The following is a 15,543-nucleotide window of genomic DNA, read 5'->3' on the forward strand; positions in this document are numbered from 1 at the left end:
AAAAATATTACAATTTATTTTAATTTAAGTGAAAAAGCCCGAAAATTCAACATTTCGAGCTTCATCTTATCGTTAATCAATGCTTTTACTTAGTACCAGCCGTTAGCATTCCAGTAATCAAGGGCTGCTGACCATGAACCATAGCGGCCATTGACATAATCATCTGCCGTCTTTTCTTGGTTTTCTTCGGAAAGGTCATTGTTCAAATAGTCCCTGGTCAATTGGTAGCGGCCGTAATAAGAACCATTCTCTGCTGTATAGCTACCACCAGATTCACGTTGAGCGATCTCTTCCTTAGCTGCTGCATCTGCTGCACTGAGGTTTGAAGAATATCCCGTTGGAGCAGGAGCAGATTCTGGAGCTGGGGCTGTTTCAGGAGCTTCACTTGCAGGAGCGGTATCTTCTTGAGGAGCCTCACTACTTGCTGTCTCTTCTGAAACAACGGCATTAGCATCTTGTGGCGCCTGAGCTTCTTCAGAACTTGCTGTTTGGCCAGTTTCTTCAGAAGTTGGGGCTTCACTTGTTGTATCAGTTGTTGCCGTTGCTTGATCAGTAGGAGCTTGGTCCTGTGCGGGAGCTTCGCTGCTTGTAGCAGGAGCTTGTGTTGCTGTATCCTCTTGAACAGGAGCTTCTTCCTCTGCTTGAGGCGCTTCACTCGCTGCAACAGAAACAGCCTCTTCTTGAACAGGAACTTCGCTAGTCGCTGCGGTATCTTGACTATAGTCAGTCACCACTGCCTCACTTGTTGCAGAAGTATCAAAGTCTTCTTGAGGTTGGGCTGGAACTTCTTCAGCACTTGCTACTGCTTGGTCAACAGTATTGACATCATCTTGAACAGCTTGGGCAGCACCAAGATTTGATACTGAACCCCCAATTTCAATAGTTTGACCAGCAAAAATAAAATCTGGATTAGAAATATTGTTGGTTTGTGCTAAATTATCAACAGTTGTGTTGTGACTTTCAGCAATTTCTGAGAGGGTATCTCCTGCTTGAACAGTATAAGTCTCAGCGTGAACGACATGCGCAACTGTTGTTGCACCGAAAGCTGCCGCTGCTGACAAACCTGCTAAAGCCAACTTTTTAGAATAACGTATATCTTTTAAAACTGATTTTTTAGACATATAGAAATATGTTCCCTTTCTGAGATGGTATGTTATATATCATACACTTTTATTATTACTCTCCCTTTAGTCTTAGATTAAAAATATTACAGATATTTTTAATCTCTATAAAGAAAAAACGTCTAAGACTAGACGCTTTAGGGGGCTTTAAGAAAGAAGAGGGCTAGACCCAAAATTAATAAGGAAAGCAGAGCAAAACTATCTGCAAGTGCCCAATTTAGTCGGCGATACTTGGTCCGCCCATCACCCCCTCGATAGCCACGCGCCTCCATGGCAATGGCTAAGGCATCCGCCCGCTTAAAGCTAGAGGCGAATAACGGAATTAGGAGGGGGACAATGGATTTAACTTTTTGGATAAGATTTCCTTGGCCAAAATCAACGCCTCGGGCTCGCTGAGCCTTCATAATTCGAGTCGTATCATCCATTAAAGTTGGGACAAAACGCAGACTCAGAGACAGCATCAGACCGATTTCGTGAACCGGAACCTTGAGCGGTTTAAGGGGCTTGAGCAAGGATTCAACAGCATCAGCTAGACTCAAGGGCGTCGTCGTCAGAGTCAACAGAGTTGAAAAACAGATAATTAGGACAAAACGCATAAAAATCAAAGCTGCCTGACCAAGACCATAGTCCGTTATTGTTAAAAACCAAAATTGCCAGAGCAAACTGCCTTTGTGGTTAAAAAATATTTGAAAGGCTGTCGTAAAGAGGATAATCGCGAACATGGACTTGAGACCGTTGAGAAAGAAGGATAGTTTCACTTGAGACAGTAAAATTAAAAAGAGAGTGAAACCAGCCAGCAGAAGGTTGGTAACAAGGTTATTGGCCCAAAAAACGATTACAATAAAGAGAAACATGGCTATTAGTTTACTGCGGGGGTCTAGGCGATGAATGAGAGAAGACCCTGGTACATAGCGCCCTAAGATTAATTTATCCATGCAGATCCTCCACAAATTCATCAATAGTAATAGGCAGGCGGTCCATCGTTAGACCATGTTCCCGTAAGTTTTGAGCAAACTTGGTAATTTTTGGCACACCTAGTTGTTTGCTTTCCAAAAACTCAACCTTTTGGAAGACATCTCTTGGTTGACCGGAAGCTACCAGATGCCCTTTTTCTAAAACATAAACCTGATCAGCATAGTTGGCCACATCATCCATAAGATGGGTGACCAAGACAATCGTTTGACCCTGCTGGTGGAGTTGGGCGAAAAGCTCCATCAGTTCTCGCCGTCCTTTGGGATCAAGTCCAGCTGTTGGTTCATCTAAGACTAAGATTTTTGGCTCCATAGCCAAAATACCAGCGATGGCAACCCGTCGCATTTGTCCACCAGATAAATCAAAGGGATTTTTTTCAAAAAGGTCTGGTGTTAATCCAACTAAGGCTAGTTTTTCTCGAGCAATTTTTTCTGCCTTGTCCCTAGGAACACCGAAGTTTTGCGGACCGAAAGCTACATCTCTAAGGACGGTTTCTTCAAAAAGTTGACTTTCTGGGAATTGAAAAACCATACCGACCTTTTGGCGAACTGACTTGATTTCTTTATTTTTAGAATCTGGATTAATCACTAAATCATCAACTGTCACAGTTCCTTGGGTGGGTAGGTTGAGACCATTTAGCAGCTGCATGATGGTTGACTTGCCACTTCCAGTATGGCCGATAAAGGCCGTGTAAGAGCCATCCAGAATTTCTAAACTAATATCAAAAAGGGCACGCCCTTCAAATGGCGTTCCCGCTTGATAGGTAAAACTTACTTGTTTGAGACTAATGCCCATAGTTCATCTCCTAGTTCAGTTTCATCCAAATAGGGCTTGCTGAGAGCAATCTGATTATCTTTCAAGGCCCTAATAAGCTGCGAGGTGAAGGGAATATCCAAACCTAGGTCCCACAGATCATCCCCTCGACCTAGTAATTGTTCTGGTATTGAACTGGATTCTACTTGACCATCCTTCATGACCAAAACTCGATCGCTCATGGCAACCTCATCCAAATCGTGGGTAATGGAAATAACCGTCATAGCATACTGGTTTCGAACTGTCTGAATCGTTGCCATCAGTTCCAAACGTCCTTCGGGGTCCAGCATGCTGGTAGCTTCATCCAGAATCAGAATGGCTGGTCGCATAGCAACGATACCGGCGATGGCAACTCTTTGTTTCTGACCACCTGAAAGACGAGCTGGTTCTCGCTCAGCAAAGTCAGACATGCCGACCAAATCCAGAGCCTCCCGAACACGAACTTTCATCTCTTCGTAGGGCAGACCTTGATTTTCCAGACCAAAAGCTACATCATCAGCTACAGTCGCACCGACAAATTGATTGTCTGGATTTTGGAAAACCATGCCAATTTGGCGACGCAGGTCCCAGACATTATTTTCGGTCAAAACCTGACCAGCAATCTTGATTTGGCCGGACTCTGCTTCTAACAGTCCATCAATCAGACGAACAACCGTTGATTTTCCTGAACCGTTGTGACCAACGATAGACAGCCATTCGCCTTGTTTCACGTGAAACGTTACATCTTTGAGGACATAGTCCTCTTGATATTTAAAATTTAACTTATCAACTGAGATGATTTCTGTCATAATTATTTAAAAGTGTCTTTAAAGAGGTAACCTGCCCCCTTGAAATAATCATAGCCTGAATAGATGGTAAAGAAGAGAGCGATGTAGAGCAGGATGGTTCCTGGCCAGTAGAGGTGGCAGAGAAGAAAGATGATGGAGAACATTTGAGTAACTGTCTTGATTTTACCTGGCATAGCTGCGGCTAAAACAGTCCCACCATTTTCGACCAAGAGCAAGCGCAAACCTGTAACGGCTAACTCTCGACAGATGATAATAGCTGCAACCCAAGCAGGAGCCATCTTTACTCCAACTAACATGATGAAAGCTGACATAACTAACATTTTATCAGCTAGAGGATCAGCAAATTTACCAAAATTGGTGACAACCTTCCATTTGCGAGCCAAATAACCATCTAAATAGTCTGTAAAGCTGGCAACTGCAAAGACGATTGCTGCAACAATATGCCACTTGATGTCATTTGAAATAGAGGTCAAAATCAAGAAGACGGGAATCATGAAGATACGGATAAGGGTTAAAAGATTGGGGATGTTTTCTTTTTTTGTCATGGTAACTTCCTTTACTTGACGGTTAGGGTGATATAACTTGTACTATCTTTGGTTAAACCTGAAAGATCCAGATTTTCACCATTGATTTTTACACTGACATTATCGATACTAGCTAGAGTAATAACAGATTTGTCAACACCTGATATTAGAGTTGCTGTTGCATTCTTAGTTGTGCTGTTCAGGATGAAGCCTTTTTTACTCATATCAGAATTAGTTACTGAGATAAGATTTTCCTGATCTGAATCCTGAGTGATTTCAATTGTAACCTGATCAGTTTTATCAGTTAATTTTACGGACATACTGGAACCTCTGACCTTAGCCGTCAGTTTATTGTCACTATCACTAGAAGATGGAGTGGTTTCCTGATTAGCTAGTTGACTGGTTTCTCGATCAAGAGAGGAGCTTGGCTGGGCTTCTTGTCTAATCTCATCACTAACTTGAGCATAGATGGCAAATCCTATCAATCCAATAATCAAGACAGTCAAAAGAGACATAAGAACCAAGGGCAGACGACGTTTTGGATTTTCTAGGTATTCAAAACGGTCCGAACGAGACCACTTGGTAAAAGGTTCAACTGTTTTAGGATTTGGACTTTCTTCATCTGTGACTTGATCTAGTTCCTCATGCTCACCCTCAATTTCAATTTGAAAATCTGGATTTTGGTAACCTTCCAACAAAAAATCGCTATCTAGACCAAGATAATCTCCATAAGCTTGGAGATAAGGCTTTAGCTTCTCCTCGACGAGAAATTGAAACTGATTGAGCTCCATCACAGTGATATACTGCATAGGAATGTTCAAATCCATCGACACCTGCTCAACCTTTAAATCTTTGGCGAGACGAGTATCATGAAGATACTCACCAACGCTCGTTTTTTTCATAGTAACACCTCGAGATAATAATTACCCTCTATTATAGCAGATTTCAGCTCAATTTTATAATTAGGTTGGAAAGATTGTAAACTCAGAAGTCACCATTTTCTTAAGTAGTTTTTTACCAAGCTGTTCAAGATCTGGCAGCTGGATTGAAGATAAAATTTCAGGTAAATCCAAATAGGATTCTTCCTTTGTTTGATAAGCCGCTAGCTGATTGGCAAGTTCTTCAATGTCGTCTAAGCTTCTCATAAATTCCCCGTATGCCTCTCGTTTGAGCAAGTCCAAATGTTCCTGATTAAAGTCAGTGGAGGTGGAGAAAGCCTTTAAAACTGATTTGATATTATTAGCCAGTTTAATGGGTTCCATGGTATCCATGCTCAAAATGACAAATTGAAAACGCGAAGAGACTTCAATATCGATATCAAAGGAATCATCTAGCAACCCTTGGTCGTACCAATTTTGATACGTTTGACTGGTCCACCCGAAAAGGAGAGAAAAGAATAGTCGCAAAGATAACTTTCGTTTAAGTAAGGAGCCATTTTCTTCTGGTAAACGAAAACCAAGTGCTAATTTAGGTTTTGCAACATCTAAATTAATGGAACTCCGCTTGATAGGTTTTGTCAAGTTTAATGGAATTTTGTCAACCTTTGTCAACTTAGTAGTAAAGTTTTCTTGAGACTTCTTGATGATGTCAAGAGCTGACTCAAGCTTAAAACTTCCAACTAAAAAAAGGGACATATTAGATGATTGATAGTAGCTTTTATGACTGTCCTTAAGCTGTTCTAAGGTGATTTCATTTAAGCTTTCTCGACTGCCAGCAATATCTTGAGAAAATTTAGTATTAGGATACAAATTTGCTAAAATACCACTGTAAAGTTGGTAGTCAGGGCTGTCAAGGTACATGTCAATCTCTTGGACAATAATCTCTTTTTCTCGCTCAAGTGATTTTTTATCAACATTGATTGTCCTGACAAAACTTTGTAAAAGTTGTAAAGCTTTCTGATTTTCACCCAGACTGGTAAAATAAAAAACTGTCCTTTCAAAACTGGTAAAAGCATTACTATCGGCTCCCAATTCAGAAAATTTCAGACTAGCATCTTGATCATGATCCATTTCAAAAAGTTTATGCTCTAAAAAATGAGCAAGTCCGGCAGGGTACTCCTTAGACCTGTTGTCACTCTTTGACAGCTGCTCGTCAATGGCACCAAAATTTACCTGAAGTAGGGCAGCCATCTCTTGAAAGTCTGATTTTGGCAGAAGATAGATATTCATGTCATTTTCGAGTTTAGTGGCATACAATGTTTCTTTGATAGTAGGATAGTCAATTTTTTCCAGCATCTTACTTTTTTCCTTCTAGGTAGTAAACGGCCTGTAAATGAATCTTTCTGGCTAGATGCATAATATCACCTTTATTGACCGCATTAATTTTATCAGGCCAGTTAGAAAAAGTCTCATCCGTTTTGACAAGATATTTTTTATTATAAGTTCTCTCAATTAAAGCTTTTGGCCAATCTTCTGCCAGATAAAAATTGTTAAGCAGAAGCTGCTTGGTTTCTCGTAAAAGTTGACCAGAAAAGCGGCCTGTTTTCAAATTGTGCCACTCTTTATTTATCAATCTGAGAGTTTTTTCTCGGTGGCTCTTATCAATACCAGCGTAAACTTGTAGTAAACCTGTATAAGGATGAATTTGACTGGAAATTGAATAAGCTAATCCTTCTTTTTCCCTCACTTCTGTAAAGAGACGGGAGTGGGCAAAACCTCCTAGTATACCGTTTAAGACTTGGGCAACTGGAAAATCAACTTGACCGTAAGTCACAGGTAAAAGATAGCCTAGCTGTAAAATTGACTGATGATCAAAGCGTCGGTCAATTTTTTCTTTTGTGATATTAAGATGCTCTTGACTATAGTTGACAAGGTTGTAAAGCTTTCTTGCTTGGAAGGGAAAACGATTGATTTCCTCTAGGGCGGAAGAAGCCTCAAAATTTCCAAAGAGAAAAATATCTATCTGATCCTCTTTGAGCATTCTTTGAAATTCTTGATAAGCTGTAAAAGAGTTTTCTTGTTCCACCAGATCTACTCTAGCATACTTGGAAATTTTTAAATTCTCATCTTGATAAAATAAATCGTAAAGCCCTAACTCACTGATATAGAAAGAGTCTTCTTTGTCAGCTTCAAGATAGGATATCAAATTGGCCTTTTCTACATCGAAAATCTTAGATTGAAATTGCTCCAAAGTGATTAAAGGCTTGTAAAGAATAGTATAAAGCATGTCAAAAATTTCATGTTGAAAGGTCTCTTCATTAAGATAGGCTGGATTAATAAATTCAAGATCTATATCAATGATATGAGCCTTTCCTTTGGTTGACACTCTAGTTGACAAACTAGTTCCATAAAGCTTGGCCAAGGCTTTACGTAATTTTTGTGAAGTGGGATAGTGAGCATTGGCAGTGGCCAACATTTGGGCAACTAAAACTCTCTTAGCTACTGTTTTTTCTAAATGTTCACTTGTGAAGCGAAGCGTGATGCGATTGGTTTTAAATTTTTCAGTCTTTATCAGGTGTAGATTGACACCCTCAACAATTTTCATGGACTCTCCTCGGGTCAGTTATTGTCTTAAATTATATCATTTTATGCTATAATATTCTCATTAGAAAGTCGAGGAAACCATGGATTACAAACTGTTTGAGGACTTTATTACTCTACAAGCTTTGCTAAAAGATTTACGGATCATCAGAAGCGGTGGAGCTGCTAAGTTTTTTTTGGCAGAGAACATTGTCCTATTTAACGGCCAAGATGAAAAAAGACGAGGCAAAAAATTGCGGATCGGTGATAACATCAGTCTGCCTGAACAAAATTTAATCATCAATTTGGTTCAACCCAGTCCTGAGGAACTCGCTCAACACCAAGAGGATGAGGCTGAAAAAGAAAGAGTTGCTGCCTTGGTCAAAAAAATGAATCAGAAAACGGCTAAGAAACAGAAACAAGGAAATTCCAAAGGCAATCAGTCAGCAAAAGGGAACTCTAAAAAGTCTGTTCGTAAGCCTGTTCGCTTCCCTGGTACCTAAGATGTGGTTAGAATCTATCTCTCTCAAAAATTTCCGCAATTATTCTGAAATGACAGCTGAATTTTCCAGCGGTCTCAATATTTTCCTCGGTCAAAATGCTCAAGGCAAGACTAACTTTCTCGAAGCTATTTATTTTCTTGCTCTAACTCGCAGTCATAGGACTCATTGGGACAAGGAACTAATAAATTTTCACGCCAAGGGACTCTCTGTCTCAGGGCTTTTAAGACGGACGAGCGGTAAGCTTCCCCTAGAGATCAATTTGTCTGATAAGGGACGAATTACTAAAGTTAACTACCTTAAACAAGCGAAATTATCCGATTACATTGGCAACATGACTGTGGTTCTCTTTGCTCCTGAAGATTTACAGCTGGTCAAGGGAGCTCCTAGTTTACGACGAAAATTTTTAGATATAGATTTGGGACAAATAAAGCCTGTTTACTTATCAGATTTATCTAATTATAATCATGTTTTAAAACAGCGAAATTCCTATCTCAAGACAGCGGAGATTGTTGACAAAGATTATTTAGCCGTCATTGATGAGCAATTGGCTGATTTTGGAAGTCGGGTGATGGAGCATCGTTATCAGTTTGTCCAAAATTTGACTTTAGAAGCAGATAAACACCACCATATTATTTCCAATCAGCTGGAACACCTAAAAATTTCCTATCAATCATCAGTTAAGTTTCAAGAACCAGCTGATATAAAGCAAAATTTCTTAGAACAGTTAGCGAAGTCTTTTAGCCGCGATAGTTTTAAAAAAAATACGGGTGTAGGTCCGCACCGAGATGATCTAGCTTTTTTTATCAATGATATGAATGCCTCCTTTGGCAGTCAAGGCCAGCAGCGTAGCTTAATTCTATCTCTAAAACTAGCAGAAATCGAATTGATCAAGGGAACGACGGGAGATACTCCGATCCTCTTACTTGATGATGTCATGAGTGAGCTTGACAATAACCGTCAACTTCGTTTACTTGATGGCATTAAGGAGAATGTTCAAACCTTTATCACCACAACCAGTTTAGACCATTTACAGAGGCTACCAGATAACTTAAAAATCTTCACAGTTGACAAGGGAACTATAAAAACCACCGAGTGAAATCGGTGGTTTTCTTGTGTTTTTAAGAGTCTGATACAAAAGTCCAGACTCGTTAGCATTGTTCTAGATTTACTAGATTGACGCAGTGGTTGGGGATAAGACTTGTTGGCTATGCCAAGAAGTCTTACCCCTGCACAGTTCATTAGGTGCTTTAATACCAATGAACCACTGCTGATTGGGTTTTTCTGTAACTGGAGCTTCTTAGTTTTTAAGCGCCCTCCTAAACAGTCTACAAGACTGTTTGAGAAAACCAATATCAAACTGTGCGGAGGTGGGATTGAAATGCTCCAGTGGATTTTGGCAGTCTGGGGATAGACTGCCAAAGCCTGCCACCTAAAAATAAGAAAGTGGCAGAGGCTTGATCCTTAAAACGGGAGAGAGCAAAATCAAAGTCATGATTTTATCACGATTTACTGATTGAGTCCCACTCTCAACTTGACAAAACTGTAAAGAAACAAGCTAACTCAGAAAACCTTAGTAAAGTATCCAATGTTCGAGGGACTTTCGTGATCTTGTACTTTTCTTATCTTTTTCTTCTGCTACAACAGGTAATCTTTTTTAATCACTTCACTAAGCTTAAGAAAGCCCTGTAGCCTCAATAACTTTTAGAGGCTTGTTTTATTCCGTTGACTAGAGCAGAAAATGCATACAATAAAGACACTAATACTACTATAAGTATTCATAATATAAAAATAACTTCATAATTAATTAGTTAAAGAATCTCCTGATTTATATTCTAAAATCATACCGCTTACGCCTTCCATAACACCGTCAGCAATGACTTTGAAAATAATAATCTCTTACCAACTCTCGGAATGACAACGAGCAAAGCACAATCGTCAGCGGTTGAGCCTGCACCTTGAACCGCACCAATACTACCATTAGTGACCATGACTCTAATCACTCTTCTTCCTTCAACATTACTGCTGTTCGTTTTTGAAGGCGCAATTGATTCTGCTAATTAAAATAATCAAAAAACATTGTATCTGATATAGGTGTATTCATAAAAAATCTCTTTAGTAAATATTAGTGTATTTAGACATCAAAACATCCGATTCCTGCGTATTTAGGAATCGGATGTTTCTGCTTTTGTTTTACTTTTAATTAACTATCATCATGCCTTCTATTTTCATAAAGGTAGTTAATTAGAGTAATAACTTTATTTTTATAATATCTCGTTTCTTTTTTACTGAACTGAGTAGTTTGGTGCTTCGTTAGTAATTTGGACATCATGTGGGTGACTTTCAATCAAGCCAGCTCCTGACATTTCAATGAATTGCGCCTTATCATGAAGGGCTGGAATATCCGCCGCACCTGTGTAGCCCATACCTGACTTGATACCACCGACCAATTGGAAAACAATATCAGCAGCAGCACCTTTATAAGCTACACGACCTTCAATTCCTTCTGGAACCAACTTGTTAGCTTCATTGACAGAACCTTGGAAGTAACGATCGCTTGATCCCTTCTTCATAGCGGCCACAGATCCCATACCACGGTAAGTTTTAAATTTACGCCCTTGGAAAATTTCTGTTTCACCTGGCGCTTCATCAGTACCAGCTAACATTGAACCGAGCATAACAGCATGACCACCAGCCGCTAAGGCCTTGACGATATCACCTGAATACTTGATACCGCCATCAGCAATAATCGTCTTACCGTATTCACGAGCAACACCGGCTGCATCGTAGATAGCTGTTATTTGTGGGACACCAACACCAGCAACGACGCGAGTCGTACAAATTGAACCTGGACCGATCCCAACCTTAACGACATCAACACCAGCATCATAAAGAGCACGCGCCCCTTCAGCAGTTGCAATATTACCAGCAATTAAGGTCTTATCTGGGAAAGTTGCACGAATTTCTGCAATCTTGCGGAGAACACCAGCTGAGTGACCGTGAGCTGTATCAATAACAATGGCATCGGCTCCAGCTTCAAAGAGAGCTGTTGCCCGTTCAAAAGTATCTGAAGTAACACCAACCGCAGCTGCCACTAGGAGACGACCAAATTCATCCTTAGCGGCACTTGGAAACTCAATAACTTTTTCAATATCTTTGATGGTAATAAGTCCAGACAAACGGCCATCTTCATCAACTAAAGGTAATTTCTCAATACGGTGTTGCTGCAGAATAGCTTCAGCTGTCTTTAGATCTGTGCCTACTGAAGCCGTCACCAGATTGTCACTGGTCATATAAGTTTTAATAGGCTGGCTATAATCCGAAATAAAGCGCATATCGCGGTTGGTAAGAATACCGACTAATTTACGATTTTCCAGAGTTTCTACAACTGGAACACCAGAAATCCGATAGCGCCCCATCAATTCATCTGCTTCAGCAACTGTGTGGTCTGGGGTTAGGAAGAATGGGTCAATGATAACGCCATTTTCCGAACGTTTTACCTTACGGACTTCTTCAGCTTGAGCTTCGATTGACATATTTTTGTGGATCACACCCAAGCCACCAGCACGTGCCATAGCAATAGCCATACCGCTTTCAGTTACAGTATCCATGGCAGCTGTAATAATCGGGATGTTTAATGTCAAATTCTTTGCCAGTTTTGTCTGCATGTTAACCTCATTTGGAAGCACATGACTTTCTGCTGGAATAAGCAAAACATCATCGAAAGTGTAGCCTTTTTTCAAAAATTTAGTGTCCCAATTTGACATTAAATCCATCCTCTTTTCTATAAAAATTAGCTCCAAAAGCTCTTATTATTAGTATAATATCATATCATGCTTTAAAAATTTGTCAATAAAATTTTAAGGGAAAACTATAAAAAAACTGGCCCTGTTTTGGTCCAGTAGATAGGAGAATTTGATGTTTAAAAAGGAAGCGTGAAGAGCTTAAAAATTGAAAATTTTGGTTCTCATCACGCCCTAGTTTCAAGGTGATGACCTGAAACGTTCTCTCCCAAGCCGTTTTTGACACTTGCTTTGCAAGCTTCATTTCTTGACTTAAACAGGTCTCCCAGACCTTTTTAACCCACCTCCGCACAGCTCAAAAGATCCAGGGAACCTTTTGAGATCTGAAATAAGATGAACGATGGTCATCACATTCGTTTAGTTTTTCCGGTTTAGCCTTGTGGCAAAAGGAAAGCCAACCAGCAGCGGGTTCATTAAGGCTGGGGAAAAAGTATTCCAGTCTTCTATCTTTTTGCAGTAATAACAGTTTAACACAGTGGTTGATTGGAGGTCCTTATCTCGGGGCGCATTCCTATTTCAGGCGCCCCCTTAAACAGTCTACTGGACTGTTTAACTACCACGCAAGTGCTAGCGGTCACCCTAATCAACTGTGTAGGGGCAAAAGACTTGTTGACTAGGCCAAGAAGTCTTGTCCCCAACCACTGCGCTAAGAATTTATTCCAAAATAAGAAGACTGGACGAGTTCTGGCCAGCCTCTGTATTTTCTATTTAAAGTAATTGAGACCCATAGCTGACTTAACATCATCTAAGGTTTGGGCAGCAGCTTGACGTGCTGCTTGGCTTCCTTTTTCTAACATGCGATAGACCTCGCCCATATCCTTTGCAAACTCCAAACGGCGTTCACGAATAGGCCCTAGCTCACGCTCCAAGATTTCAAGTAAGTAGCGCTTAGTCTTAACATCTCCCAGACCACCAGCTTGATAATGCTCTTTCATGGCTTGAATATCTGCTTGATCTTTTTCACGTCCAAAGACATCTAAATAATGGAAGACCATATTTCCTTCGATCCTTCCGGGATCTTCAACTTTGATATGATTGGGATCAGTATACATACTCATGACCTTTTTCTTGAGTGTGTCAGCATCATCAGCCAGATAGATACCATTGCCCAAAGACTTGGACATTTTAGCATTTCCATCAAGACCTTGCAGTCGGCCAGCCGCTTCATTTTCAGGATAGATGCCTTCTGGCTCGACTAGAACATCACAATCATAGGTATGGTTAAAACTGCGGACAATCTCGCGTGTCTGTTCAATCATCGGCTTCTGGTCAGTTCCGACAGGAACTAGGTTGGCTTTAAAGGCTGTGATATCAGCTGCTTGGGCAATAGGATAAACCAAAAAACCTGTTGGAATGGACTCCCCAAAGCCTTTTTGGGCAATCTCTGTCTTGACAGTCGGATTGCGTTCCAAACGGCTTAGAGATACCAAGTTCATGTAGTACATGGACAATTCAGCTAATTCAGGAATCTGACTTTGGATAAAAATAGTTGATTTTTCTGGATCCAGACCGGCTGCCAAATAATCTAGCGCTACGTTTCCTACAGATTCCACAATAGTTTGAGGGTCTTTAGCATGATCTGTCAGAGCTTGTTGATCTGCTAAAAAGACAAACATCTGGTATTTTTCTTCATTTTGTAGACGCACACGGTTTTGCAAGCTACCAACATAGTGACCGATATGTAATTTACCAGTTGGTCTATCTCCGGTTAAAATAATAGGTTTTGTCATATTAATTTCTTCTCTCTTTTTTCTTTCAATAGCTCTTTAGATTATATCATAAATCCTTAGTAAAAGGCCGACTCCTTTTTGTCTTTGACTTGTCATCTACTTTAGATTGAAAAATCACCCTATTTCTAGTAGAATGAGAACACGTATTATAAAGAATAAAGAGGTAACACTTTGCTTACAGTATCAGACATTTCTCTGCGTTTTAGCGACCGGAAGCTTTTCGACAACGTCAATATTAACTTTACAGCTGGCAATACTTATGGCCTGATTGGGGCTAATGGAGCCGGTAAATCAACTTTTCTCAAGATTTTGGCCGGTGACATTGAGCCAACTACGGGCCATGTTTCTCTTGGTCCTAATGAACGCCTCTCTGTCCTTCGGCAAAATCACTTTGACTACGAAGAAGAGCGGGCTATTGATGTTGTTATCATGGGTAATGAACAGCTCTACAAGGTTATGAAGGAGAAGGATGCCATCTATATGAAACCTGATTTTTCCGAAGAAGATGGGGTCCGTGCAGCGGAGTTAGAAGGTACTTTTGCAGAACTTGGCGGCTGGGAAGCTGAAAGTGAAGCCTCGCAGCTCCTTCAAAACCTCAATATACCAGAAGATTTCCATTATCAAAACATGAGCGAACTGGCTAATGGTGATAAGGTCAAGGTGCTCCTAGCCAAGGCTCTCTTTGGTAAGCCAGATGTTCTGCTTTTGGACGAACCGACCAATGGGCTTGATATTCAGTCTATTTCTTGGCTGGAAGATTTTTTGATCGACTTTGAAAATACCGTTATTGTGGTTTCCCATGATCGTCACTTTTTAAATAAAGTTTGCACCCACATGGCTGACCTTGACTTCGGTAAGATTCAGATCTATGTTGGTAATTACGATTTTTGGAAAGAATCTTCCGAACTGGCTGCTAAGCTACAGGCAGATCGCAATGCCAAGGCCGAAGAGAAGATTAAAGAATTGCAAGAATTTGTAGCTCGTTTCTCAGCTAATGCTTCTAAATCCAAACAGGCGACCTCTCGTAAGAAAATGCTGGATAAGATTGAGCTAGAAGAAATTGTTCCATCCAGCCGAAAATATCCTTTTATCAGTTTTAAATCTGAACGAGAAATTGGTAATGATCTTTTGACTGTGGAAAATCTATCGGTTACCGTTGATGGAGAAAAAATTCTCGATAACATTAGTTTCATCCTGCGTCCAGGTGATAAAACAGCTCTGATTGGCCAAAATGATATTCAAACCACAGCTTTGATTCGAGCTTTGATGGGCGAAATTGAGTACGAAGGGAGTATTAAATGGGGCGTAACAACTAGTCGCTCTTATTTACCAAAAGATAATTCAAAAGATTTTGCATCTGGAGAATCTATTCTTGAATGGCTGCGTCAGTTTGCTTCTAAAGAGGAAGATGACAACACCTTCCTGCGTGGATTCTTGGGACGTATGCTTTTCTCAGGCGACGAGGTTAACAAGTCTGTCAATGTCCTATCAGGTGGAGAAAAGGTGCGCGTGATGTTATCCAAGCTCATGCTTCTTAAATCCAATGTTCTTGTCTTAGATGATCCAACCAACCACTTGGACTTGGAGTCTATTTCCAGCCTCAATGATGGTCTGAGAGATTTTAAGGAATCTATTATTTTTGCCAGCCACGATCATGAATTCATTCAAACCTTAGCAAATCATATTGTTGTCATTTCTAAAAATGGGGTGATCGACCGAATTGATGAAACTTATGATGAATTCTTGGCTAATGAAGAAGTTCAAGCTAAGGTTCAAGATTTGTGGAAATAAAACAATTAAAGAGTCTGATGCTAGAAAGTATTCAGGCTCTTTA

General features: G+C 40.2%; 13 protein-coding genes. 3 read left to right on the forward strand and 10 right to left on the reverse strand.

The window, feature by feature from the left end; all coding sequences use genetic code 11:
• Window positions 1-89: 89 nt before the first annotated feature.
• From apf to yfmF, 8 genes are all read right to left on the reverse strand, one after another.
• Window positions 90-1,121 carry an aggregation-promoting factor gene (gene apf / locus G7Y32_RS07590; RefSeq protein WP_165212556.1) on the reverse strand — a complete coding sequence of 344 codons (1,032 nt, stop codon included), beginning with the start codon at window positions 1,119-1,121 and terminating at the stop codon, window positions 90-92.
• A gap of 137 nt (window positions 1,122-1,258) precedes the next feature.
• Window positions 1,259-2,056 (reverse strand): energy-coupling factor transporter transmembrane component T family protein, encoded by a 798-nt coding sequence (locus G7Y32_RS07595; RefSeq protein ID WP_165212558.1) that lies wholly within the window; start codon window positions 2,054-2,056, stop codon window positions 1,259-1,261.
• The gene (locus G7Y32_RS07600; RefSeq protein WP_165212560.1) at window positions 2,049-2,888 is read right to left on the reverse strand and encodes an energy-coupling factor ABC transporter ATP-binding protein; all 840 of its coding nucleotides are present in this window, start codon (window positions 2,886-2,888) and stop codon (window positions 2,049-2,051) included. Before G7Y32_RS07600 ends, G7Y32_RS07595 begins: the two co-directional genes overlap by 8 nt.
• On the reverse strand, window positions 2,864-3,694 hold the full coding sequence (locus G7Y32_RS07605) for an energy-coupling factor ABC transporter ATP-binding protein (RefSeq protein ID WP_165212562.1): 831 nt from the start codon (window positions 3,692-3,694) through the stop codon (window positions 2,864-2,866). Before G7Y32_RS07605 ends, G7Y32_RS07600 begins: the two co-directional genes overlap by 25 nt.
• A 2-nt stretch (window positions 3,695-3,696) precedes the next feature.
• Complete coding sequence (gene pgsA / locus G7Y32_RS07610; RefSeq protein WP_165212564.1) at window positions 3,697-4,239, reverse strand: CDP-diacylglycerol--glycerol-3-phosphate 3-phosphatidyltransferase; 543 nt, start codon at window positions 4,237-4,239, stop codon at window positions 3,697-3,699.
• Window positions 4,240-4,250: 11 nt separating this feature from the next.
• A complete protein-coding gene (locus tag G7Y32_RS07615; RefSeq protein ID WP_165212566.1) occupies window positions 4,251-5,120 on the reverse strand; it encodes a helix-turn-helix domain-containing protein in 870 nt (289 codons plus the stop codon).
• A gap of 60 nt (window positions 5,121-5,180) precedes the next feature.
• On the reverse strand, window positions 5,181-6,452 hold the full coding sequence (gene yfmH / locus G7Y32_RS07620; protein ID WP_165212568.1) for an EF-P 5-aminopentanol modification-associated protein YfmH: 1,272 nt from the start codon (window positions 6,450-6,452) through the stop codon (window positions 5,181-5,183).
• A gap of 1 nt (window position 6,453) precedes the next feature.
• The gene (yfmF, locus tag G7Y32_RS07625; protein WP_165212570.1) at window positions 6,454-7,701 is read right to left on the reverse strand and encodes an EF-P 5-aminopentanol modification-associated protein YfmF; all 1,248 of its coding nucleotides are present in this window, start codon (window positions 7,699-7,701) and stop codon (window positions 6,454-6,456) included.
• A 79-nt stretch (window positions 7,702-7,780) separates the two neighbouring features.
• Between yfmF and yaaA the strand changes: the two genes are divergently transcribed.
• The gene (gene yaaA, locus G7Y32_RS07630) at window positions 7,781-8,179 is read left to right on the forward strand and encodes a S4 domain-containing protein YaaA (protein ID WP_165212572.1); all 399 of its coding nucleotides are present in this window, start codon (window positions 7,781-7,783) and stop codon (window positions 8,177-8,179) included.
• Window position 8,180: 1 nt separating this feature from the next.
• A complete protein-coding gene (recF, locus tag G7Y32_RS07635) occupies window positions 8,181-9,275 on the forward strand; it encodes a DNA replication/repair protein RecF (RefSeq protein WP_165212574.1) in 1,095 nt (364 codons plus the stop codon).
• Window positions 9,276-10,461: 1,186 nt separating this feature from the next.
• Here recF and guaB read toward each other — a convergent pair.
• On the reverse strand, window positions 10,462-11,943 hold the full coding sequence (gene guaB, locus G7Y32_RS07640) for an IMP dehydrogenase (protein WP_165212576.1): 1,482 nt from the start codon (window positions 11,941-11,943) through the stop codon (window positions 10,462-10,464).
• Between the two features lie 740 nt (window positions 11,944-12,683).
• The gene (trpS, locus tag G7Y32_RS07645) at window positions 12,684-13,709 is read right to left on the reverse strand and encodes a tryptophan--tRNA ligase (protein ID WP_165212578.1); all 1,026 of its coding nucleotides are present in this window, start codon (window positions 13,707-13,709) and stop codon (window positions 12,684-12,686) included.
• 171 nt (window positions 13,710-13,880) lie between these two features.
• On the opposite strand from trpS, the gene G7Y32_RS07650 reads away from it, so the two are divergent.
• Window positions 13,881-15,500: an ATP-binding cassette domain-containing protein gene (locus G7Y32_RS07650; RefSeq protein WP_165212580.1), complete on the forward strand. Its 1,620-nt coding sequence runs from the start codon at window positions 13,881-13,883 to the stop codon at window positions 15,498-15,500.
• Window positions 15,501-15,543 lie beyond the last annotated feature (43 nt).

Source organism: Streptococcus tangpeifui (assembly GCF_011038795.1).
GTDB classification, from domain to species: Bacteria; Bacillota; Bacilli; order Lactobacillales; family Streptococcaceae; genus Streptococcus; species Streptococcus tangpeifui.